Here is a 20,673-nt window from a genome sequence, read left to right on the forward strand (position 1 = left end):
ATAGTGGGGAAATGGTTTTGCAGAATTCATCAATTCTTAAGCCTTTTTAATTGAAATATCCATGATCGGCTCAATGAATGGTTAAGAGAGGCAGATGCAAAAAAGGACTCTACCTATGTAGAGTCCTTTTGCAGGGAAAAGTTGATTTTTATACGTGTAAAAATTGTTCGATAGCGTCAGGTTTAAGAATGTTTCCGACGTAGAAAGAACCAAAGTCACCATAACGAGAAGTGACTTCGTCAAAACGCATTTCATAAACAAGCTTTTTAAACTGAAGTACATCATGAGCGAATAGCGTTACACCCCATTCCCAGTCATCAAAGCCGATGGAGCCAGTAATGATTTGACGGATCTTCCCAGCGTATTGACGTCCAGTCATTCCATGTGCGTACATCAGCTTCGCCCGTTCATCTTTTTCAAGGACATACCAGTTGTCATTCCCTTGACGACGCTTGTCCATAGGATAGAAGCAAATATGATTCCATTTTGGAAGCGTCGGTTTTAATCGTGCTTGAATTTCTGGATCGTCTTCGTTCGTGTTGGCCATGTAGTTGGACAATTCAACGACAGATACATAAGAGTAGGACGGCGTTGTGAATTCAGCTAGTTTCGTCTTATTGAAGGCTGTTTCGATTTCGTTCAGCTCTTCCATCGTTGGTCGCAGGATCATCATCATGAAATCTGCTTTTTGGCCTACAATCGTATATAAAGCATGGCTGCCTTCTTTAGCTTTCTCCGTGCTTTCCCATTTTTCGATTAGCTGGTGGAATTCATGAATGGCTTCTTCACGTTCTTCAGGACTTGCATATTTCCAAGCTGTCCAGTCCATTGAACGGAAATCATGCAGGCAATACCAACCATCCATTGTTACTACTGCTTCTGGCATGGTGATCGCTCCTTTGTATAGTAAGTGTTGTATTAGAAAACTTCCTTTTTCAATATAACACAGTTGCCCTACGTCCTTCAGGAATTGGCAATGAAGTTCAACAAACTGTCCATATTTACATGGAAAATTACATGATTTTCATTCAAATAGGGTAAAGTGAAAAATGAAATCGCTTCATCATAAAAATTATGGACGAACTACTTTCATTTATACACAAAAGGTCTTATCATGTATAACAGAAATGAAAAATGGAGGGTTAATCATGAGTAACCTATTTGAAACTCTTAAAGCGAAAATCGATGGGAAAGGCAAGAAAGTCGTATTCCCTGAAGGTTTAGATGAACGTATCTTGACTGCTGTCAGTCAACTAGGTGCAGAAGGTATGATCACACCTGTACTAGTCGGAAATAAAGAAAAAGTAGAACAGAAAGCGTCTGAAATCGGAGTAGATCTATCTGCTTCTGAAATTCTTGACCCTGCAAATTACGAAGAGTATGACGAAATGGTCGCAACTTTCGTTGAACGCCGTAAAGGAAAAGCGACAGAAGAAAAAGCGCGAGAAATTCTTCAAGATGAAAACTACTTTGGTACGATGCTCGTGTACATGGATAAAGCTGATGGTCTTGTCAGCGGTGCGGCTCATTCAACGGCAGACACGGTCCGTCCCGCACTTCAAATCATCAAGACGAAACCAGGCATCAAGAAAACATCTGGTGTATTCATCATGGTTCGTGATGAAGAGAAGTATGTTTTTGCGGATTGTGCGATTAACATCAATCCTGACAGTCAAGACCTGGCTGAAATCGCTCTTGCAAGTGCTGAAACCGCACAGCTATTCGATATCGATCCGAGAGTGGCTATGCTAAGCTTCTCCACACGCGGATCTGCGAAGTCTCCAGAGACAGAAAAAGTTACAGAAGCTCTAAAGCTTGCAAAAGAGCAGAACTCTGAACTTCTCATTGATGGAGAGTTCCAATTTGATGCAGCATTCGTTCCTTCTGTTGCTGAGAAGAAGGCCCCGGATTCTCCATTAAAAGGCGAGGCGAATACGTTTGTATTCCCAAGTCTTGAAGCTGGTAACATCGGTTACAAGATTGCGCAGCGCCTGGGTAATTTTGATGCGGTTGGTCCGATCCTTCAAGGTCTGAACCAGCCGGTAAATGATCTTTCCCGCGGCTGTAACGCTGATGACGTGTATAAGCTAGCTCTTATTACAGCAGCTCAATCTGTATAATAATTAGAAAAAATGGCCACCAGATGAGGTGGCCTTTTTTTGTTTGTTACAACATGTACGAATAGATTATTCAACATAATAGCAGAATAGTTAAATATTCGATTTCAAGATGTTTTGGGTTTGTATATGTAAAAGTGTTAGGGATGGCTCTTTCCTGTGGGGGAACTGCCGAGCCTCCTCATTCGCTGCGCTCACTGTAGGGGCTCGCCTAGGTCCTTCTCCCTTGTTCTATCCAGTTCCAGCGCCTAGCGGCTAGTGAGACTTCCCTCGCTTCTGTACGATAAGTCAACATCGAATCGCTTCGTTCTTCGTGTTTCCTTTATCTCCTCCAGCTCAGTCCAGTCCATACGCCGCTGTTCAAGGCGCTTCTACATTTAAATTGGGAGTCTCGTCATTTTCCAGCCATCCCTGTTATCATGAACCTCCCAAACCCACCTAATTATGTAGAGTGAGGCTGAAGAAATTTATATAATGGAAGCATTTGAAATCCATTACCAGCCTACCCTGACAGAATAAATATACTTCCGAATTGAATCATCAGAATTAAAAGAACTGTTTAAACTTTTCCATGGTTTTCCGTTCCGCCAATAAATAGCAAGGTGAGAGGGGGAATGGGGAGACTCCTGCGGGAATGGAATGGCTGGCGAGACCCCACAGAGAGCGGAGCGAACGAGGAGGCTTGCCGTCATCCCCGCGGAAAGCAAGCCATTTCCCGACCACCTTTCCTGGTACTTGAAAACGGAAACAATCTCACCAAAGTGAACAGTCATCTTGAAACTGAATTTTCAGTAACAGGGGGCCTTTATGGAATATGAAAGAAAAAAACGCTCAAGACCATTATTTTAAACGGTCGAGCGCTTTTTCATTTCGTTGAATCATTTGTTCAAATCGCTTATTGAACCATTCAATTTCCTGCTCCTCAAGCGGGTTTGTCACTACTTTTCCAGACAAGTCATAAATCTTTTTCAATATCCGGTCACGTACATCACTCACGGTTAAACCTGTACCAAGAAGCTCGTTCATTGAAGCCATCACAGTGGGGTCAATATCAGGATACTGGAAGCGTGTCTCTTCGTTTCTTTTTCCTATTTCATAAAATCGTTTCAAAAGATAGGCTCGCTGTGCACCACTACCGCTTACGTCTAGATAAATTTGAACAGCAGAGCCATTCTTCACGCGACGCTGTGAAATACCAGCGAATTTTTGGCCTCTGATGCTTAAATCATAAGTGCCAGGACAATAGGAACGGGTAATCTCGTACGCTTCAATTTCGTCTGTTAGATCAGAGAAAAGCAATCGTACAAATGAGACCATTGCTTCGTACCCTTCATGAATGTTTACTTCCTTAGAATCTGGGAAAATAAGGGATAAGTTCAGCACCCCATCATCAAGGACGACGCCAAGCCCGCCTGAGTTCCGTACAATGACTTCATATCCTTCTGAGTTGAGGAAGTCAATAGCTTCTGATATATAAGGAAGTCGGGCATCAGGGATGCCGAGGACGACGGTATCATGATGCACCCACAATCTGGCGGTTGTCGGACTCATCCCTTCACCGACAGACATCGATAAGGCATCGTCCATCGCGAACGATTGAAGAGCGGAAAAGTCAGGCCCAAGGCTGCTTTGATCTATGAAACGGTAAGCTTGAGGATGTAATAAGGCATGTATAGTTTCCATAAATAGTTCTCCTTTTCGTACAATCACCAATCTTCATTATATCAAAAGAAAAGTCTTGCATGAATCGTTACTCGTATGTAAAATCTTCAAAGGGTTCGATACGGATAAATTTATTTTTTAAAAGATCCAAAGCATCTTGGGAGCGCCAGGGACAGGAGTGTAATTCTGTTTTTGTCATTTTTTGTCTGTCAAGATGTTTTTTTGTCGTTATGAAAGGTATATAATAGATAAAAATGTCGTGAAGAAAGGACAAGCAGATGGCCTATCGTGATGAGAAACTAAGTGAAGAGAAGGTATTTAAAGACCCCGTTCATCGATATGTCCACGTACGGGACCGTGTGATATGGGATTTGATTGGTACGGCTGAGTTTCAGCGGCTGAGACGCGTCAAGCAGCTGGGAACTTCTTATTTGACCTTTCACGGGGCAGAACATAGTCGGTTCAATCATTCCCTCGGAGTTTACGAAATCGTAAGACGGATTATTGAGAATTTCAAGGACCGCGACAACTGGGATCCAGAGGAGCGGTTGTTATGTTTATGTGCAGCTTTGCTGCATGATTTAGGACATGGTCCTTTTTCCCATTCTTTTGAGAAGGTCTTCAAGCTGGATCATGAAGATTTTACCCAGGCGATCTTACTCGGAGATACTGAGGTCAATGCTGTCTTGAAGAAAGTGGGTTCAGACTTTGCAAAGGATGTAGCGGATGTCATTAATAAAACGTATAAAAACAAGCTTGTCGTAAGCCTGATTTCCAGCCAAATTGATGCAGACCGCATGGATTATTTGCAGAGAGATGCTTATTTTACTGGGGTCAGTTACGGGCATTTTGACATGGAGCGAATTCTTCGCGTGATGCGTCCTATGGAAGATCAGGTCGTGGTCAAAGAGAGCGGTATGCATGCAGTTGAAGATTATATTATGAGCCGTTACCAAATGTACTGGCAAGTGTATTTCCATCCAGTGACGCGGAGTGCAGAAGTTATTCTATCTAAAATCCTTCACAGAGCGAAGGTGCTGTATGAAGAAGGCTATACATTCAAGCTGAAGCCGATTCATTTTCTTTCTTTTTTCGAAGGGAAGCCGACCTTAAAAGAGTACTTGGCATTGGATGAAGCAGTAGCGCTTTATTATTTCCAAATGTGGATGGAAGAAGAAGATGCCATTTTAAGTGATTTATGTGATCGATTCGTTAACAGGCGCCTGTTCAAATACATTGAATTCAACCCTAATTCTCAAATGAATGAGTGGATGGAGCTATACAAATTATTTGCAAAAGCAGGACTTGATCCGGATTATTACCTGGTGGTCGATTCCAGTTCTGATTTGCCTTATGACTTTTATCGACCAGGTGAAGAAGGGGAACGCTTGCCGATCCACTTGCTTCAGCCAAATCAGGAATTAAAAGAACTCTCCCGTCTGTCTGAGATTGTTGAATCCATTTCTGGAAAAAAACGAACAGATCATAAGTTGTACATTCCTCTTGATCGTCTTGAGGAAATGTCGAAACGAAGTAAAACGAAGAAACGGATTATGGAAATATTGTATGGATAAGGAGTGAGCCTCCATGTTAGAGAATCATGCGAAGCTGATGCAATTTTTCTCAAGCACGGATGAAATTGTCGGCCGTAAGAAGCTGCAAAAAATGATATACATACTGAAAAAGTGTGATATTCCATTTGAAGAACGATATCAATTTCATTTTTATGGACCGTATTCAGAAGAGCTGACCCTCAGAGTAGAGGAAATGTGCAATTTAGGATTTATAAGTGAGACGAGGGAGGAGAAGAAGAATTACTATCAATACCGGTATCAGCTGACTGACAGCGGCCGAGCTTTCTTAGAGCATTATACAATGGATTTGCCTCCTTTAAATAACCACATCACTGAAATGAACGCGAAAAGCTCACGTTTCTTAGAATTGGTTTCCACTATGCTATTTTTTGAGGATTTACCAAAAGACGAAATTGCTGAAAAAGTTCTAACGGTAAAAAGTACCCAGAATTATTCTGATGACGACATCCAAGAAGGATGGAAATTTATTGAAAAGTTACGTGGGATTCATTAAAATCAAAGGTAACATGAAGGTATACTGAACATCAGTATGCCTTTTTTATGCATAACCGTGTCTGATTATTAAAAAAACTTAGAGGGCTGTACCGATATATATAGAATAAGGGCAGCCAGAGCGGAGCAGAGTGAAAGTTGAGTGAGGGAAGATAGGTCGGGGGTCAAAAAATGAGACTATTAAAATTTGCGGGTTATTATCTCCTTGGCTTGATCGGGATTCTAGTTATTAGTACGAGTCCGGCTTTGTTTCGTGAACGATCGTATTTCAATGTTTCAGCTTTTGTAAGTGAGTTTCAGACGCTTCTGACTCAAATTACACAACCATCGGAGTGGGTCTATTTATTCAAGGGAACTCCTGAACCTTTGCTCCCTTATCTATGGGAGCCTTATCAATACTCCATGACCATATTTTTTGTTGGGATCATTCTTGGGTTCGTGCTTGCCTTTGTACTGGCAATAGGTACAGCATTCTTACCGAAGTGGGCAAGAATAATTGTAGGACGGATTTTAAATGTGTTGGAAGCTGTCCCTGACTTGTTGCTGGCTTTTTGTTTACAGTTATTTATTGTCTGGTTATATAAACAAACGAATATCCTCTTTTTTCAATTTGCTTCAATTGGACAGGAAAAAGTCTACGTATTGCCTATTATCGCAATCGCCGTTCTCCCTATGGTTACAATGTACAAGATCATTCTAATGCTGATTGATGAAGAAATGACAACGTCATATGTGCAAATGGCTAAGAGTAAAGGAATGGAAAAATTCTTTATTCTGAATGTCCATGTCCTTAGAAATATTGTGAAAAGTGTTTTCTATCATTCCAAGGTGATCCTTTGGGGGTCGTTGTCAAGCCTGCTGATTATTGAATACATATTTAATATGAATGGAATTACGACAGCTTTTCAGCAAGATCCAAGGCCGATCGTCACTTCTGTCATTCTTTTTATGCTGTTCACCCCATTCTTTCTCTTATACCAGGGGACAGAGTCTTTCATTTTCAAAGATAATAAAGTAGCAAAAGAGACTCAGATGAAAATGAACAGTTTTATTGGATCATCTGCGGCAAAGCTCGGGGGAAACTGGGTCAAGCATATGCTTTCAGAATTAGGAGCTCACTTCAAAAATGTAAAATTTTTAGCCGGGTTTTTCGTGATTTTTGGTATGTTGGCGGTCAGTGTGGTTTATACGCTTACGGCAGATCCACTTGTCGATAAGTTTTTCCATATCAATAATGAAGAGGGGCGGCTCGTCAGCGCTGCGCCACACTCTCCTGAATACGTCTTTCTTGGTACGGATGAGTTAGGATACAGCATATTTGATCAACTGTTAGTAGGGGCAAAATACACCATCCTATTCGCCTTGGCCATTGCTTTTTTAAGAATGATTATCGGATTCGTGCTTGCCATTCCATTTGCTTTCTTCTTACCTGAAAAAATACAAAGAGGCATTGAGAAGTTCGTGGACGGGATGCACTATTTGCCGATGACCATCATCGCTTTGTTGCTCTTATCTCCAGTGTTAACGATGCCCCCTGGGGGGTTCACAACGACTGAAACAGAAAGAGTTCTTTTTCAAGGGGTGATTTTAACACTGCTTGCTGTCCCACTGGTTATTACACTATTTGGGAATGAGATGAAGCTGATTATGCAGGAAGAGTATGTGGTCAGCACAAAAGTTTTGGGCGGCAGTTCTTTACATTTGCTTTGGAAGCATTTGCTGCCTCATTTAAGTTCAAGAATGGGTGTGGTTTTCGGACAGCAATTCATTCAGACCTTGCTCATTTTCATTCATCTTGGCGTGTTTAATATATTCTTCGGAGGGACCAAGGTGAGTTACGACCCGATGATGCCTGACCCTCCACAATCGACGACTTATGAATGGTCAGGACTTATCGGATCGTCAAAGGATTCACTCATGACAGGGCGCTGGTGGTTTATCATCCCTGCACTTGTCTGTTTTATGATCTTGATTCTGGCTATGCAGCTAGTTATTCAAGGGATCAAAGAAGTTCAGCACAAGCGTGTCGGAGTACCTATTGAAGGGTTGAATTGGTCGAAGCGATTGTTTAAGAAAAAGGAGAAAGCGAGGTACAGTCCAAGAAATCCATCTAAAGAAGCTTTCGTCTTTACGAAAAGTGATCATAGTAAACAAGAGGATCAGCGGCATTCCTTCTATTCAGAAAGAAGGCGAGGAGGATAAGTGTCTTTATAAACGCTCTTAATTTTCGCGTGTGTTAAGTAAGTCGAGGAGTATCTCAATCCATAAAATACCCGGAGCTGAACATCAGCTCCGGGTATTTTACACCTATTTTGTAGAATCATAATTTTTTTGTTTTTTGTAGATCCTTATTTTAAATAGGCAACCGCACTTCCCCTTAAGTACGTAGATAGATCTTTCATTATCTATACTTCGAGATAAATAAGGGATTTCCTTCTTTTTATAAAGAATTGATGGAAACCAGCCCTATCGCTAAAAAAGCTTGAATAGAATATGTTAAAATGAGACAAAACCGCCAGGCAAGAGGAGGATTTTCTGACAATGAAGGAATTTGACCAGTTTAAAAATAACCAGGAACAGAACGATAAAAAGAAGAATCAATTTACGATCATCAAGGATGATTCGACCGATGGGCATGGAGGCTACGGTGTAGGTTCGATCAGTCTTGAGAATATGACGCCTGTTATCGTCGATCCGAATGAAGGCGAAGCGTTTGTAGATATGGGAGCTCTTCATGCACGTAGTAAAGTGGAGAAAAGGATTAAATTCATCCCTAATAAAGAGGAAGTCCCTAATGGTTTGCTCTATTGGATTGCTTGGGTAACGGTCGATTATCAAGAAGGAAAACCGTCTTACTACGGTGTGGCCGGCAGCGAACTCCGTGTAGACCGTTCGATTAAGCGCGGATATAAGCTGATGCCTGAACATGTTAATCATATGGACAAATCTTTGAAGGGCCGTTTCGCTGTCGATCACATGGATGAGAAATCGAAAAAGATTCTGGGAGAGTACTTGCGTGATTTCAAACCAGATCTTTGGGAGAATACAAACCAAGAATTAAAAGATGCGCTAGGTGTTGAATAGATTTCTACACGCACTTCCTTACAGGGAGTGCTTTTTTATGAGTGAATCTTGGACTTGGAAGATATTCACCGGAAAATTCCAGTTTACTCTGAGCCCTTTTATGGTAAAATAAGAACAAATGTTCGTGTTGGAAGGTGGAGCTACTATGGATAGTCGCAATAGGGATCGGGGAACGATCAAATGGACTTCGTTGATGTTGCCTGAACATGTGGAAATGGTCAAAAAGCTATGGAAGGAGGATGAACGGGTAGAAAGAGGAATCATCGATGAGCAAAAAGCAGTCGAAATTGACTTTCTGATGCAGCGTGCGCTAAATGATGATTTGACGGTAAAGGTGCTAGTTTATAATGGGTTTGATTATGACAACATTCTGCTGAAGATGAAATCCATCAATAAGCTTGATCGTAAAGTAACCGGTGTGAATTGGAAGACGAAAGAACCCGTCCACATAGCCTTAGACGACATTGCAGATCTCTCGATTGTATAGCCTTTTGGATTTTGTTCACAAAATGTTCAAGAAAAATGTGGCTAAAACATTGTTCTCAATCTTGACGAAAGAGTGAGGGGAATAATATATTAAGTAACACATGGGTTTACATGTATTACTAGGACAAAGAAAGCGACCGGTAGGAACCGGTCGTTTTCTTTGTCTTTTTTTAGTTATAGAGTGGGGATGGCTGGTAAGGAACAACCTCTGTTCCCGTTCTGCTCCTGTCTGTTCCCGAAGGGTTCCTCTCTGTCCTCTAACCATTATTCTAGAAGAACCAGTCGACGACGTCTTTAAACCATGGGTCATTACGGAATTCATTCTCAATTTCTTCTTTATCTTTATCTTCATTACCACCGCAAACTTCTTTAGGGATATCTTTTTTATCCATATAGACGAGCCGCTCTTTAGGACAATTCGGGCCAGAACGATTGCCTGTTTCCGGATCGATATATACGCCTTTGACGTTCGGCGTCGGGATGAAGGCCGCTGTCGGCAAGGGTTCGTGTATAGATTCCATCGTCCCAGCCCAAATGGATTTGGCGTATCTTTTCTCATTGAAGGTTTCCAGCTTCCTTCCCCCTTCATCGTGACCGATCCATACGGCTGATACGTACTGAGGACTGAAGCCGATCATCCAGCTATCGTAATCGGTCGTACCCGATTTGCCGCCATACATCCGAGTGAGCTTGCCTTTAATCGGAGACCCTGTTACGGAGGCATAGTCCCCATCCAGGGAAGAATCAAACATTCCGGTCATCATGTGGGTGATCGTGAAAGCCCGGTCCGGATCGATCTTGTCTTCCTCACTATAAGTTGGCTGGTATTCATAAAGGACATTTCCATGTCTGTCGGTAATTTTATCAATCGTATGGCCTTCCAAAGACTCCGAACCTTTCAACATCTTCCCGTAGGCGCTTACCATATCGTAAAGGGAAATGGATGTAGCACCAAGGGCCAGGGAAGGGACGGGTTTCGCGTTGCTATCTATACCGAATGTATTCAAAGTATGAACTAATTTTTCGGGCCCAATATCAACGTGTGTAGACACGGCGTAAATATTATCCGAAACGGCCAGTGCCTGGGCCATGGTAATCGGCTTGTCTGCATATTGATCGTTAAAGTTCGTAGGAGAGTAGACTTTTCCGTTTTTTCCTACTTCAAAGTCAGTGGGTTTACTCTCAATCATAGTTACCGGAGAGTACCCTTCTTTCAAAGCAGCGTAGTAAAGAAAAGGCTTAATGGTAGACCCTACTTGTCTTTTTGCTTGGGTGGCTCTATTATAAGGACTCTCCTTATAATCCCGCCCGCCCACAAGAGCTGTGATCGCACCGTTGTGGCTGTTCATAACAGCTGCCGCCAATTGGACATCTTCTTCTTTTGGCATTTGCGATGCCACTTGTTCTTCTAAAATTTCCTGGTGGTCTTCATTCAGCGTTGTGTGAATATGGTAGCCGCCTGTCATCACTTGCTCCGATTCGATATCCAATAAATCCGCTGCTTCTGCTACGACTTGATCTTGAAAATAAGGGGCAACTTCTTTGTCAGACGTTTCCTTATGATCGGAATAAACGAGACTGGTTTCAACCGCTTCTGTTTTTTCTGCAGAAGTGATAAAACCATTCCGCTCCATTTCAGCTAATATTTGCTTTTGCCTGGATTCGGCGTTTTCTTCGTTCGCCAAAGGTGAATAGTAACTAGGACCCTTTGGAATGCCAGCGAGCATCGCAGCTTCTGTCAGGGTCAGTTCTTCGGCATGCTTATTGAAATAATAGCGGCTTGCGGACTCAATTCCATAAGCCCCGTGGCCATAATAGATTGTGTTCAAATATCCTTCGAGAATCTCTTCTTTGTTGTAAAAGATTTCTAAGCGAAGCGCGTATAGGGCTTCCTGGATTTTTCGTTTCCAAGTCTTATCATGGGACAAATATAGGTTGCGGGCATATTGCTGCGTGATTGTACTAGCCCCTTCGGCCATCCGCATTTGTTTAAGATCGGTAAGTGCTGCGCCAGCGATTCGCTTCAAGTCGAAGCCGAAATGGTTATAGAAACGACGATCCTCAATCGCGATCGTTGCTTCTTTGATGGTTTCGGGCATGTCCTCAATGTTGATCCAGTACCTTTCCTGAGCCCCGTGGTCTTCACCAATGACATCACCTTTTGAACTATAATAAAGCGTATTTTGCTCCGTCATAAGTGAAGGTGGACCTTGCGTAATGGCAAAGATCAACAATCCCAAGGCGCCAATGAGCGCGATAACTGTTCCGATAAAAGCAATCTTAATAGAGCGCTTCAGCCATTTGTATGTGAATCGAATAAATAATATCATTCTCTTATACTCCCAACTGTTAAGAAAGAATAAAGACTGCTATTATTATGTGAGAATACGTAGTAAAATAAACGTCTTGTTACTTTTTCCAAACGCAATGTAAAAAGGAGATACAAAATATGGGTACATGGTTTACTGAAAAACAAACGGAAAATTTCGGAATTACAGCGAAAATAAATCGCTCGTTGCATAAAGAAAAAACAGATTTTCAAGAGTTGGAGATGCTGGAAACAGAAGAATGGGGTAACATGCTCGTCCTTGATGACATGGTCATGACGACAGAGAAGGATGAATTTGTCTATCATGAAATGGTTGCCCACGTCCCTTTATTTACACATCCAAGTCCTAAGCAAGTTCTTGTCGTTGGAGGGGGGGACGGAGGAGTCATTCGCGAAGTATTGAAGCATCCAAGTGTAGAAAAAGCGACGCTTGTAGAAATCGATGGAAAGGTCATTGAATACTCCAAGCACTATTTGCCGAGTATCGCTGGTGCGCTTGAAGATGAGCGAGTAGAAGTAAAAGTTGATGACGGCTTCATGCACATTGCAAAAAGTGAACGTGAATACGACGTCATCATGGTAGATTCTACGGAACCTGTAGGACCAGCTGTAAACCTTTTCTCTAAAGGGTTTTATGAAGGGATTGCCAAAGCATTGAAGGAAGATGGCATTTTCGTTGCTCAAACGGATAATCCATGGTTTAAAGCAGATTTGATCAAACAAGTGTATGGTGATGTGAAAGAAACGTTCCCGATCACAAAAGTTTACACAGCGAACATACCGACCTATCCAAGTGGTCTTTGGACATTCACAATGGGAAGTAAAATCTATGATCCGCTTCAAGTATCAGATGAGCGCTTCATTGATATTGAAACGAAATATTATACAAAAGAGCTTCATAAAGCATGCTTTGCTTTGCCGAAGTTCGTGAAAGATTTGACGGAGGAGTGAGTCAGATGATTTTTGATGAATCCTACTCCGGAAAGGTTTTTATTATGAGTCGTGCAACAGAGGAAGAGGCTGACTGTGTCATCTACGGTATGCCCATGGATTGGACCGTCAGCTTCCGTCCTGGATCGCGGTTTGGTCCAAACCGAATCCGTGAAGCGTCGATCGGACTAGAGGAATATAGTCCTTATTTGGACCGCCATCTTGAAGAAGTGCGTTACCACGATGCAGGCGATATGATGCTGCCATTCGGCAACCCCCAGCGCAGCATTGACATGATTGAAGGCTATATTGATGAGCTATTGGAAAAAGGAAAGTTTCCTCTTGGCTTAGGCGGAGAGCACCTTGTCACATGGCCGGTTTTGAAGGCGATGTACCGGAAATACCGTGACATGGCTGTTATCCATATTGATGCTCATGCAGACCTGCGTGAAGAATACGAAGGCGAACCGTTATCGCATTCTACGCCTATTCGAAAGACGTGCGAATTGATAGGGCCTGAAAATGTGTACTCCTTCGGTATTCGCTCAGGGATGCGTGAGGAGTTTCAGTATGCTAAAGATAGCGGTATGTTTATGGCGAAGTATGAAGTATTAGGACCACTCAAAAAAGTTCTTCCACACCTTGCCGGACGTCCGGTATATGTGACGATTGACATCGACGTCCTCGACCCGGCATTCGCTCCTGGCACAGGCACAGCGGAAGCAGGAGGGATCACTTCAAAAGAACTGCTTGCGGCCATTCATGAACTGGCTCAAAGTGAAGTGAACGTAATTGGATCCGATCTTGTTGAAGTCGCCCCTGTTTATGATCCGACTGAGAAAACACCGATTGCAGCAAGTAAGTTTGTACGCGAAATGCTTTTAGGGTTCGTGAAATAAGTGATAGGATAAAAGAAGACTTTTAAGCCACTATGACTGGTGATCATGGTGGCTTTTCTATATGAAGAGTTTGTTAGTCGTTGAAAAAGTGATTCCGTTTATCCAAAATTGTTAAGGTGGCTGAGAAACGACGAGACTCCAGCGGGTAAACGGGGCAGGGGAGACCCCGGAAGGCGATATACCAGAGGAGGCTCCCCGTCTCGCACGCGGAAAGTGAGTTGTTTCTTGGACCACCTTATCCCAATTGATATAAGGAACCTTTCCAACAACTATGGGTTTTCATAGATGAAAGGAATTCTTTTTTAAATCAAACTATAATTCATATAAAAATCGTAAGAGAGGAGTGAGAGGTTTTGGATAAGAAAGTTATTGGAATAATAGCAGCCTATACACTTATTATGACTAGTTTATTAGTGGCCACCTTTGGGGCAGACTGGAATCCATCAGGGTATGACTATTCAATCGATGGACAAACGTTGACGATTGAGGAAGGGCTCTTCTCCAAGGAAACGGAAACCGTCGATGTTTCAGATAAACAGATGGAAGCTGTGCTCTTTTATTTAGAGGTCTCAAAAGAACGTTCCCTATGGTATACGGACGTCACTGTCATAGGATTAATTCTTCCGTTTTTATTACTAGGATTCATTCCAGAGCGACGCCCTTTCCGAAAGTTTATCCCCAAGCAGTGGTATATCATCATTGTGGCAGCGATTGCTTTGCTTTATGGGGCGTATAGTGTGACTGGGCACCTGGAACATCTAGTACAAATTGAAGAGTATGTAAGTCAACTCCTTGAATAAAGTACAATGCCAGGCACTTGCGTTTTTCTTTATGAATTCTTATAATATACAAGTTATAGTGTACGAAATTCGGTTTGAAAAAGGGGCGGAATAAAAGATGCCTAGTAACGCAAAAGATGTCCAGGTTCAGCTCATGACGGAAATCAGAGATGAGGACCGCAGAGAGACGATGGAAGTAAGTGAACCTGGCCAGTTCTTTACTCGCGGTGAAACCCAGGTGCTTACATTTACGGAACATCCCGATGAAGGGGAGCCGATTAAGACGATGATTACGGTCAAGCCGAATCATGTAAGCATTAAGCGGAGCGGTGGAGTAGAGATGCGCCAAGTGTTTCAAGAAGATGTGGAAACAGAGAATTTGTATCACCATACGTATGGTGATTTTCATATGAAAACTTATACAGATAAGCTGGAGTTTCGTTCGTTGGAAGAGGCTTCAGAGGGTCGGTTGTTTCTTAGCTATCAGATGACACTAAACCACGAAGTGACTCAAGCCCATCGCTTGACGCTGACGTTTGAGGAGGAGAGCGAATCATGAATATTGCAGAACAAATGGAGCAGAAATTAAAAGATGAAATCGTTCGTGCCGTCCTTGCAGCTGAGCTTGCAAGCGAAGAAGAGATGCCAGAGGTTGTTTTGGAGCAGCCGAAGGATAAAGCGCACGGAGATTACGCCACAAATATGGCTATGCAGCTTGCTCGTGTTGCAAAGAAAAATCCTCGAGCTATTGCGACAGACCTTGTGGAACAATTCGATCGTTCCAAAGCCTCTATTGATAAAATAGAAATTGCTGGCCCTGGCTTCATCAATTTTTATATGAACAACCAGTACTTAACTGAACTTGTCCCGACAATTCTTAAGGCTGGAGATGGTTACGGACGTACAGACAGCGGTCAAGGTCACAAAATCCAAGTCGAGTTCGTTTCAGCTAACCCGACAGGGACGCTTCACTTAGGTCATGCCCGGGGAGCGGCCGTTGGTGATTCGCTTTGCAACGTCCTAGATGCGGCGGGCTACGATGTTTCTCGTGAGTATTACATTAATGATGCAGGAAACCAAATGGCTAACCTAGCACTTTCCGTTCAGGCTCGCTACATGCAAGCGTTAGGAAAAGAGTGGGACATGCCTGAAGATGGTTATCACGGCAAGGATATTATTGAACTTGGCCAAAAGCTTGCTGAGGAAGACGGTGAGAAGTGGGTAGACGTTGAAGAAACAGAACGTCTGCAATTTTTCCGTGAGTATGGTCTCAAATATGAATTGAATAAAATCCAGACAGATCTTGAGGAGTTCCGAGTTCCATTTGATGAGTGGTTTTCAGAAACATCTCTTTATCAAGGCGGAAAAATCGATAGTACTCTCAATGTTCTCAAAGATAAAGGGTTTGTCTATGAAAAAGATGATGCAACATGGTTTGAGACGACGAAATTCGGCGATGATAAGGACCGTGTTTTAATAAAGAACGACGGCACTTATACGTACTTGACACCAGATATCGCATATCACAAGAACAAGCTGGACCGCGGGTTTAATACGCTGATCAATATTTGGGGAGCAGACCACCATGGTTATATTCCTCGTATGAAAGCAGCAATTCAAGCTCTTGGATATGACGAAGATACCCTGGAAGTTGAAATCATTCAGATGGTTAATCTATTCCAGGACGGCGAAAAAGTGAAAATGAGTAAACGAACCGGAAAAGCAGTTACTCTAAGAGAGCTAATGGAGGAAGTCGGAATCGATGCCATGCGTTACTTCTTCTCTATGCGTTCCAGTGATTCTCACTTGGATTTTGACATGGACTTAGCTCGTTCAGAATCGAACGAAAACCCTGTATATTATGTCCAATACGCTCACGCGCGTATTTGCACTATGCTGAAGCAGGCAGAGGAAAAAGGGCTGTCTTCGGATCAATTTGACGGCAGTCAACTGAGTTCTGAAAAGGAAGAGGACCTGTTGAAACGACTAGGTGAATTCCCACAAGTCGTGGCAGATGCAGCTGAGAAGCGTACGCCGCACCGCGTCACTCAATACGCATTCGACCTTGCTTCAAACTTGCATAGCTTCTATAATGCCGAAAAAGTGCTGGACGAAGATCACAAAGAGCGTACTTCCGCACGTATTTCACTGATGAAAGCTGTGCGGACAACATTAAATAATGCTCTGCGACTGGTCGGCGTGTCTGCACCAGATCAAATGTAATTGCATAGATTATGAAAAGGGCGTCTTTGCTAACGGGGCAGGGGCGTTCTTTTTCTATGGAATGAGAAAAAAGATATGGATGACTTCTCTGAGAGGGTAGAGAATATAGTTAGATAGAACAGAATGAAGGGCGTCTTTCAACATATCATCCAGACAAAGGAGAATCGTTCGTTATGAAGGAAGTTATACTAGCACTCTTAGCAGGATTGATTGTGGGAATCTTATTCGCTTCATTGAAATTACCGATTCCCGCCCCGCCAGCTCTTGCGGGCGTCGCAGGAATCGCAGGCATTTATTTAGGTTACAAAATCGTCGGGTGGGTCGGTCCGGTGATTTCTGACTTAATTAAATAATACTTACAGTAAAGGTCGCAGGAGTGCTGCGATCTTTTCATTTATCTTTGTACTTAAGGAACGATTTTTTAACCATGTTTCATCAAAAGGCATAGCGTCACCGAAATCTTTTAGGTATGCGTGCCGCAGATCTTTTAGAAACTTTTCTTCGTACACAAAAGTATTCACTTCTTTATTTAGAAAAAAGCTTCGCCGGTCAAAGTTCGCTGTTCCGATATCCGCGAACTGTTCATCAATCATGAACAGCTTAGAGTGATAGAACCCTGCATCAAAAAAGCGAATGTCAGCTCCATGTTTAAAGAGTTCGTGAAGATAAGGGATAGCCGCTTCTTTAACAAAAGGATGATCAGCTTTCATCGGAACTAAAATCTTAAGAGTGACTTCTTTTTTCAATGCTCTATCGAGTGAAGCCATTAATTTAGGGGTGGGAATGAAGTACGGAGTCCCGATTAATATTTCTTTTTGAGCAAACTGGATCATCTGGTCAAATTCTTTTTCTAATTCCACACCATCAGTTGCAACGATTTTCAGCTTCGATTGTCCTTCTTCATCGTTAACAAGGGCAGGGAACCGATTTCCTGTAGCCAGATACCAATCATCCAGGAATATTTCGTGAAAGGCTTTGACCACAGGGCCAGTTAAGCGGAGGTGATAATCTCGCCAATTCCCGAATTTTGGTGTTTCACCGATGTAATTCTTCCCAATATTGAATCCACCAGCATACCCGATTTTTCCATCAATAATTGTGATTTTTCTATGGTTTCTGCAGTTCAATTTGTAGAAGAAATAAGGAAACTCAGGAACCTCTGAAAATTGGAATTCCACGCCAGCTGCTTGTAGTTCTTTTCTCATTCTTTTATTGACTCGATAGCCGCCGACCCGATCCAGAAGAAGCCTTACAAGGAGGCCTTCACGTGCTTTCTCTTTTAAAATTTGCAGGAAGTTTTCACTTATATAATCGTTATCTACAATGTAAAAGCATATATCGACTTGTTTTTGAGCGTTAGAAATATCCTGGAACAGCCGCTCGTAAAAGGGAGGACCGTTTTGGAAGAGCTCATAATTTCCAGTGGTTTTTTTACTAGGGATAAGCCTTGGATGTCTTTGATGGTTCATTCGTCCCATTTTAAAATCTAGCAGGAGCAGTAAAATAAAGACAATAAGTAAAATTATGACTACAGCAAACACCATTTCAGCTCACCTCCATAGAATCTGTACACCATAGTTTTCCCGAATCCGCCAATTTACTACATGAAAAAAGATGAAAACATGTTGACTGAATGCTCATTCATAATTTATAGTAAAGCTATAAGATTCAGAAAATTTTAATGTTTCTGATCCGTAAAAAGGGAGAGTCGCTTACTGCGATGAAAATAAAGAGGGGGAGAACAAATGAATCCGTTGTTACTGGCAAATTGGATATTGTTCCTTGGCGTAACGATTTACGGGCTTTACTTGTTTGTACGAGTCGTCCGTACACGTATCGCGTACATCAAAATGGGTAAGAAATTTGAGTTTGACGGGGAAATCAAACGTCGTATGGAGAAGATCTGGATTTATGTTTTTGGTCAGAAAAAACTCCTGAAGGATAAAAAATCAGGCGCTATACACGTCATGATGTTTTATGGCTTTCTACTTGTTCAATTTGGGGCAATTGATTTCATTTGGAAAGGACTAGCTCCAGATTCTCATTTACCACTGGGACCGCTTTATCCAGGGTTCACCTTTTTCCAAGAGCTCGTCACTTTAACCATTCTGGTTGCTGTGGTCTGGGCGTTTTATCGTCGTTATATTGAAAAACTTGTTCGGTTGAAACGTGGTTTTAAAGCAGGACTTGTTCTTTTATTTATTGGTGGATTAATGATTAGTGTATTAGTCGGAAACGGTATGGGCTTAATTTGGCACGGACATGAAGGCGCGTGGACAGAACCTATTGCGACCTTAATTGCAAGCGCTTTCTCATGGCTTCCTCCAGCAGCTGCTGCTACCGTATTTTTCATCATGTGGTGGATTCACTTGCTGATTCTTTTGACGTTCCTCGTATATGTGCCGCAATCCAAACACGCTCACTTAATTGCAGCACCCGTTAACGTTTTTCTTAGCCGTGAAGAGCCTCCTGGGAAACTTAAGCCAATCGATTTTGAAATCGATGAAGAGGCGGATGAGGAAGATGTATCCTTTGGAGTTGGAAAGATCGAGGATTTCAACCAGCTGCAGATGATCGACTTTTATGCCTGTGTAGAATGCGGACGATGTACCAATGTTTGTCCAGCTTCTGGTTCAGGAAAAATGCTCTCGCCAATGGATTTGATCATTAAGCTTCGTGATCATTTGACTGAGAAAGGAGCAGCCGTTACAGGCCAATCTCCGTGGGTTCCACAATATGCTTTCTCTGGTACAGAAGGGAATACGCTGGCTCAAATGGCTCGTTCCCAAGGCTCAGATGAAGCAGCTGCCACTTTAGATGCTGTTCAGAACAAGAGTCTAATTGGTGATGTTATAACAGAAGAAGAGTTGTGGGCTTGTACCACATGTCGTAACTGTGAAGATGCCTGCCCGGTTATGAATGAACACGTTGATAAAATCATCGACCTGCGTCGTTATCTTGTCCTTACAGAAGGAAAAATGGATGCAGATGGTCAACGTGCCATGATGAATATCGAACGCCAAGGGAATCCTTGGGGACTTTCGAAGAAAGAACGTGAAGATTGGCGTAATCTTGATGAAGAGGTGCACATCCCGACTGTAAAAGAGTTGAAAAAATCCGGAGAAGACTTCGAATACTTATTCTGGGTGAGCTCAATGGGCTCCTACGATAACCGCAGTCAGAAAATCGCTATGGCTTTTGCGAAGCTTATGAACAAAGCAGGTATCAAGTTTGCCATCCTCGGAAATAAAGAGCAGAACTCAGGCGACACTGCACGTCGAATGGGAAATGAATTCTTGTTCCAGGAGCTTGCTGAGAAAAACATGAAAGAGTTTAACAAGCATGACGTCAAGAAGATCATTACGATCGACCCGCACGCCTACAACATTTTCAAAAATGAATATCCGGATTTCGGATTAGAAGCTGAGGTCTATCACCATACGGAAATGTTATCCAAGTGGTTAAAAGAAGGGTTGCTTAAACCAGAAGGTGTCGTTAAAGAAAAAATTACGTACCACGACAGCTGCTATTTAGGACGCTATAACGAAGTTTATCAACCACCTCGTGAAGTGCTGGAGATGATTCCTGGGGTGGAAGTCGTTGAAATGAAACGTAATCGTTCGAACGGCATGTGCTGTGGGGCAGGCGGCGGAATGATGTGGATGGAAGAAAAATCCGGAAACCGCGTCAACGTTGCAAGAACTGAGCAAGCACTTGAAGTCGAACCGACGATGATCTCAAGCGGATGCCCGTTCTGTCTAACCATGCTGTCTGACGGTACAAAGGCAAAAGAAGTAGAAGAAGAGGTAAGCACAATGGATATCGCGGAGATCTTAGCTAAATCCATTTTTGAAAAAACGGAAGAAAAGACAGCTTAAGTCTAATTTGACAATAGCTTTCGTCATTTGATAATAAAAAATGATTTTTGCTGAAATATAACATGATTTGCCAACAAATCACCGTTTTTGCTGTTTTTCGAAATCATGAAGTAAAAATTAGGTGAAACATTATGAATTTTGTGGAAAGTGTACACTATTTTAGGTACACTTTCCTTATGGGGCGAAATTGAGCGAGCGT

17 protein-coding genes are annotated in these 20,673 nt (G+C 42.4%); 13 read left to right on the forward strand and 4 right to left on the reverse strand.

The genetic code is table 11. The features are described from left to right. Positions 1–148: 148 nt before the first annotated feature. Complete coding sequence (hemQ, locus tag HM131_RS03875) at positions 149–886, reverse strand: hydrogen peroxide-dependent heme synthase (protein ID WP_085028131.1); 738 nt, start codon at positions 884–886, stop codon at positions 149–151. Positions 887–1,148: 262 nt separating this feature from the next. Between hemQ and pta the strand changes: the two genes are divergently transcribed. Next, a complete protein-coding gene (gene pta, locus HM131_RS03880) occupies positions 1,149–2,120 on the forward strand; it encodes a phosphate acetyltransferase (protein ID WP_085028133.1) in 972 nt (323 codons plus the stop codon). A gap of 837 nt (positions 2,121–2,957) precedes the next feature. On the opposite strand, the gene HM131_RS03890 is transcribed toward pta, so the two are convergent. Continuing rightward, a complete protein-coding gene (locus HM131_RS03890; protein ID WP_085028148.1) occupies positions 2,958–3,800 on the reverse strand; it encodes a lipoate--protein ligase family protein in 843 nt (280 codons plus the stop codon). A 257-nt stretch (positions 3,801–4,057) separates the two neighbouring features. Here HM131_RS03890 and HM131_RS03895 point away from each other — a divergent pair, with 257 nt between their 5' ends. The 5 genes from HM131_RS03895 to HM131_RS03915 all read left to right on the forward strand — a co-directional run bounded on the left by HM131_RS03895 (position 4,058) and on the right by HM131_RS03915 (position 9,437). Beyond that, entirely contained in the window at positions 4,058–5,353 is a 1,296-nt protein-coding gene (locus tag HM131_RS03895; RefSeq protein ID WP_085028149.1) for an HD domain-containing protein, read from the forward strand. 13 nt (positions 5,354–5,366) lie between these two features. Further along, on the forward strand, positions 5,367–5,867 hold the full coding sequence (locus tag HM131_RS03900; RefSeq protein ID WP_085028150.1) for a YwgA family protein: 501 nt from the start codon (positions 5,367–5,369) through the stop codon (positions 5,865–5,867). 170 nt (positions 5,868–6,037) lie between these two features. After that, positions 6,038–8,068 (forward strand): ABC transporter permease subunit, encoded by a 2,031-nt coding sequence (locus HM131_RS03905; protein WP_085028151.1) that lies wholly within the window; start codon positions 6,038–6,040, stop codon positions 8,066–8,068. Between the two features lie 339 nt (positions 8,069–8,407). Further along, entirely contained in the window at positions 8,408–8,950 is a 543-nt protein-coding gene (locus HM131_RS03910; RefSeq protein ID WP_085028154.1) for a YwhD family protein, read from the forward strand. 145 nt (positions 8,951–9,095) lie between these two features. Next, a complete protein-coding gene (locus HM131_RS03915; RefSeq protein WP_085028156.1) occupies positions 9,096–9,437 on the forward strand; it encodes a YolD-like family protein in 342 nt (113 codons plus the stop codon). 268 nt (positions 9,438–9,705) lie between these two features. Here the strand turns inward: HM131_RS03915 and HM131_RS03920 are convergent, their stop codons facing one another. Beyond that, positions 9,706–11,766 (reverse strand): transglycosylase domain-containing protein, encoded by a 2,061-nt coding sequence (locus tag HM131_RS03920; protein WP_085028158.1) that lies wholly within the window; start codon positions 11,764–11,766, stop codon positions 9,706–9,708. Positions 11,767–11,885: 119 nt separating this feature from the next. On the opposite strand from HM131_RS03920, the gene speE reads away from it, so the two are divergent. The 6 genes from speE (at position 11,886) to HM131_RS03950 (ending at position 16,949) form a co-directional block, all read left to right on the forward strand. Beyond that, a complete protein-coding gene (gene speE, locus HM131_RS03925) occupies positions 11,886–12,716 on the forward strand; it encodes a spermidine synthase (protein WP_085028160.1) in 831 nt (276 codons plus the stop codon). 5 nt (positions 12,717–12,721) lie between these two features. Next, on the forward strand, positions 12,722–13,594 hold the full coding sequence (gene speB, locus HM131_RS03930; RefSeq protein WP_085028162.1) for an agmatinase: 873 nt from the start codon (positions 12,722–12,724) through the stop codon (positions 13,592–13,594). A 353-nt stretch (positions 13,595–13,947) separates the two neighbouring features. Beyond that, a complete protein-coding gene (locus HM131_RS03935) occupies positions 13,948–14,394 on the forward strand; it encodes a hypothetical protein (protein WP_085028165.1) in 447 nt (148 codons plus the stop codon). A gap of 97 nt (positions 14,395–14,491) precedes the next feature. Next, positions 14,492–14,932, forward strand: coding sequence for a YwiB family protein (locus HM131_RS03940; protein ID WP_085028167.1), 441 nt, complete (start codon positions 14,492–14,494; stop codon positions 14,930–14,932). After that, positions 14,929–16,596 carry an arginine--tRNA ligase gene (gene argS, locus HM131_RS03945; protein ID WP_085028169.1) on the forward strand — a complete coding sequence of 556 codons (1,668 nt, stop codon included), beginning with the start codon at positions 14,929–14,931 and terminating at the stop codon, positions 16,594–16,596. The genes HM131_RS03940 and argS overlap by 4 nt, the downstream gene beginning before the upstream one ends. A gap of 173 nt (positions 16,597–16,769) precedes the next feature. Further along, entirely contained in the window at positions 16,770–16,949 is a 180-nt protein-coding gene (locus tag HM131_RS03950) for a XapX domain-containing protein (RefSeq protein WP_085028171.1), read from the forward strand. A 3-nt stretch (positions 16,950–16,952) separates the two neighbouring features. Here HM131_RS03950 and cls read toward each other — a convergent pair whose 3' ends face one another. Then, entirely contained in the window at positions 16,953–18,140 is a 1,188-nt protein-coding gene (gene cls, locus HM131_RS03955; protein WP_085028173.1) for a cardiolipin synthase, read from the reverse strand. 201 nt (positions 18,141–18,341) lie between these two features. On the opposite strand from cls, the gene HM131_RS03960 reads away from it, so the two are divergent. Continuing rightward, positions 18,342–20,474, forward strand: a complete 2,133-nt coding sequence (locus HM131_RS03960) for a heterodisulfide reductase-related iron-sulfur binding cluster (protein ID WP_085028181.1) — start codon at positions 18,342–18,344, stop codon at positions 20,472–20,474. The last annotated feature ends 199 nt before the right edge of the window (positions 20,475–20,673 follow it).

It is taken from the genome of Halobacillus mangrovi (assembly GCF_002097535.1).
GTDB classification, from domain to species: Bacteria; Bacillota; Bacilli; order Bacillales; family Halobacillaceae; genus Halobacillus; species Halobacillus mangrovi_A.

Excerpts from the sequence above, each read along its gene's own strand:
- HM131_RS03890 (WP_085028148.1), bottom strand. The coding sequence starts at position 3,800 with ATGGAAACTATACATGCCTTATTACATCCTCAAGCTTACCGTTTCATA.
- cls (WP_085028173.1), bottom strand. The coding sequence starts at position 18,140 with ATGGTGTTTGCTGTAGTCATAATTTTACTTATTGTCTTTATTTTACTG.
- HM131_RS03900 (WP_085028150.1), top strand. The coding sequence starts at position 5,367 with ATGTTAGAGAATCATGCGAAGCTGATGCAATTTTTCTCAAGCACGGAT.
- speE (WP_085028160.1), top strand. The coding sequence starts at position 11,886 with ATGGGTACATGGTTTACTGAAAAACAAACGGAAAATTTCGGAATTACA.
- pta (WP_085028133.1), top strand. The coding sequence starts at position 1,149 with ATGAGTAACCTATTTGAAACTCTTAAAGCGAAAATCGATGGGAAAGGC.
- HM131_RS03950 (WP_085028171.1), top strand. The coding sequence starts at position 16,770 with ATGAAGGAAGTTATACTAGCACTCTTAGCAGGATTGATTGTGGGAATC.
- HM131_RS03940 (WP_085028167.1), top strand. The coding sequence starts at position 14,492 with ATGCCTAGTAACGCAAAAGATGTCCAGGTTCAGCTCATGACGGAAATC.
- HM131_RS03910 (WP_085028154.1), top strand. The coding sequence starts at position 8,408 with ATGAAGGAATTTGACCAGTTTAAAAATAACCAGGAACAGAACGATAAA.
- hemQ (WP_085028131.1), bottom strand. The coding sequence starts at position 886 with ATGCCAGAAGCAGTAGTAACAATGGATGGTTGGTATTGCCTGCATGAT.
- HM131_RS03960 (WP_085028181.1), top strand. The coding sequence starts at position 18,342 with ATGAATCCGTTGTTACTGGCAAATTGGATATTGTTCCTTGGCGTAACG.
- HM131_RS03915 (WP_085028156.1), top strand. The coding sequence starts at position 9,096 with ATGGATAGTCGCAATAGGGATCGGGGAACGATCAAATGGACTTCGTTG.
- argS (WP_085028169.1), top strand. The coding sequence starts at position 14,929 with ATGAATATTGCAGAACAAATGGAGCAGAAATTAAAAGATGAAATCGTT.
- HM131_RS03920 (WP_085028158.1), bottom strand. The coding sequence starts at position 11,766 with ATGATATTATTTATTCGATTCACATACAAATGGCTGAAGCGCTCTATT.
- speB (WP_085028162.1), top strand. The coding sequence starts at position 12,722 with ATGATTTTTGATGAATCCTACTCCGGAAAGGTTTTTATTATGAGTCGT.
- HM131_RS03905 (WP_085028151.1), top strand. The coding sequence starts at position 6,038 with ATGAGACTATTAAAATTTGCGGGTTATTATCTCCTTGGCTTGATCGGG.
- HM131_RS03895 (WP_085028149.1), top strand. The coding sequence starts at position 4,058 with ATGGCCTATCGTGATGAGAAACTAAGTGAAGAGAAGGTATTTAAAGAC.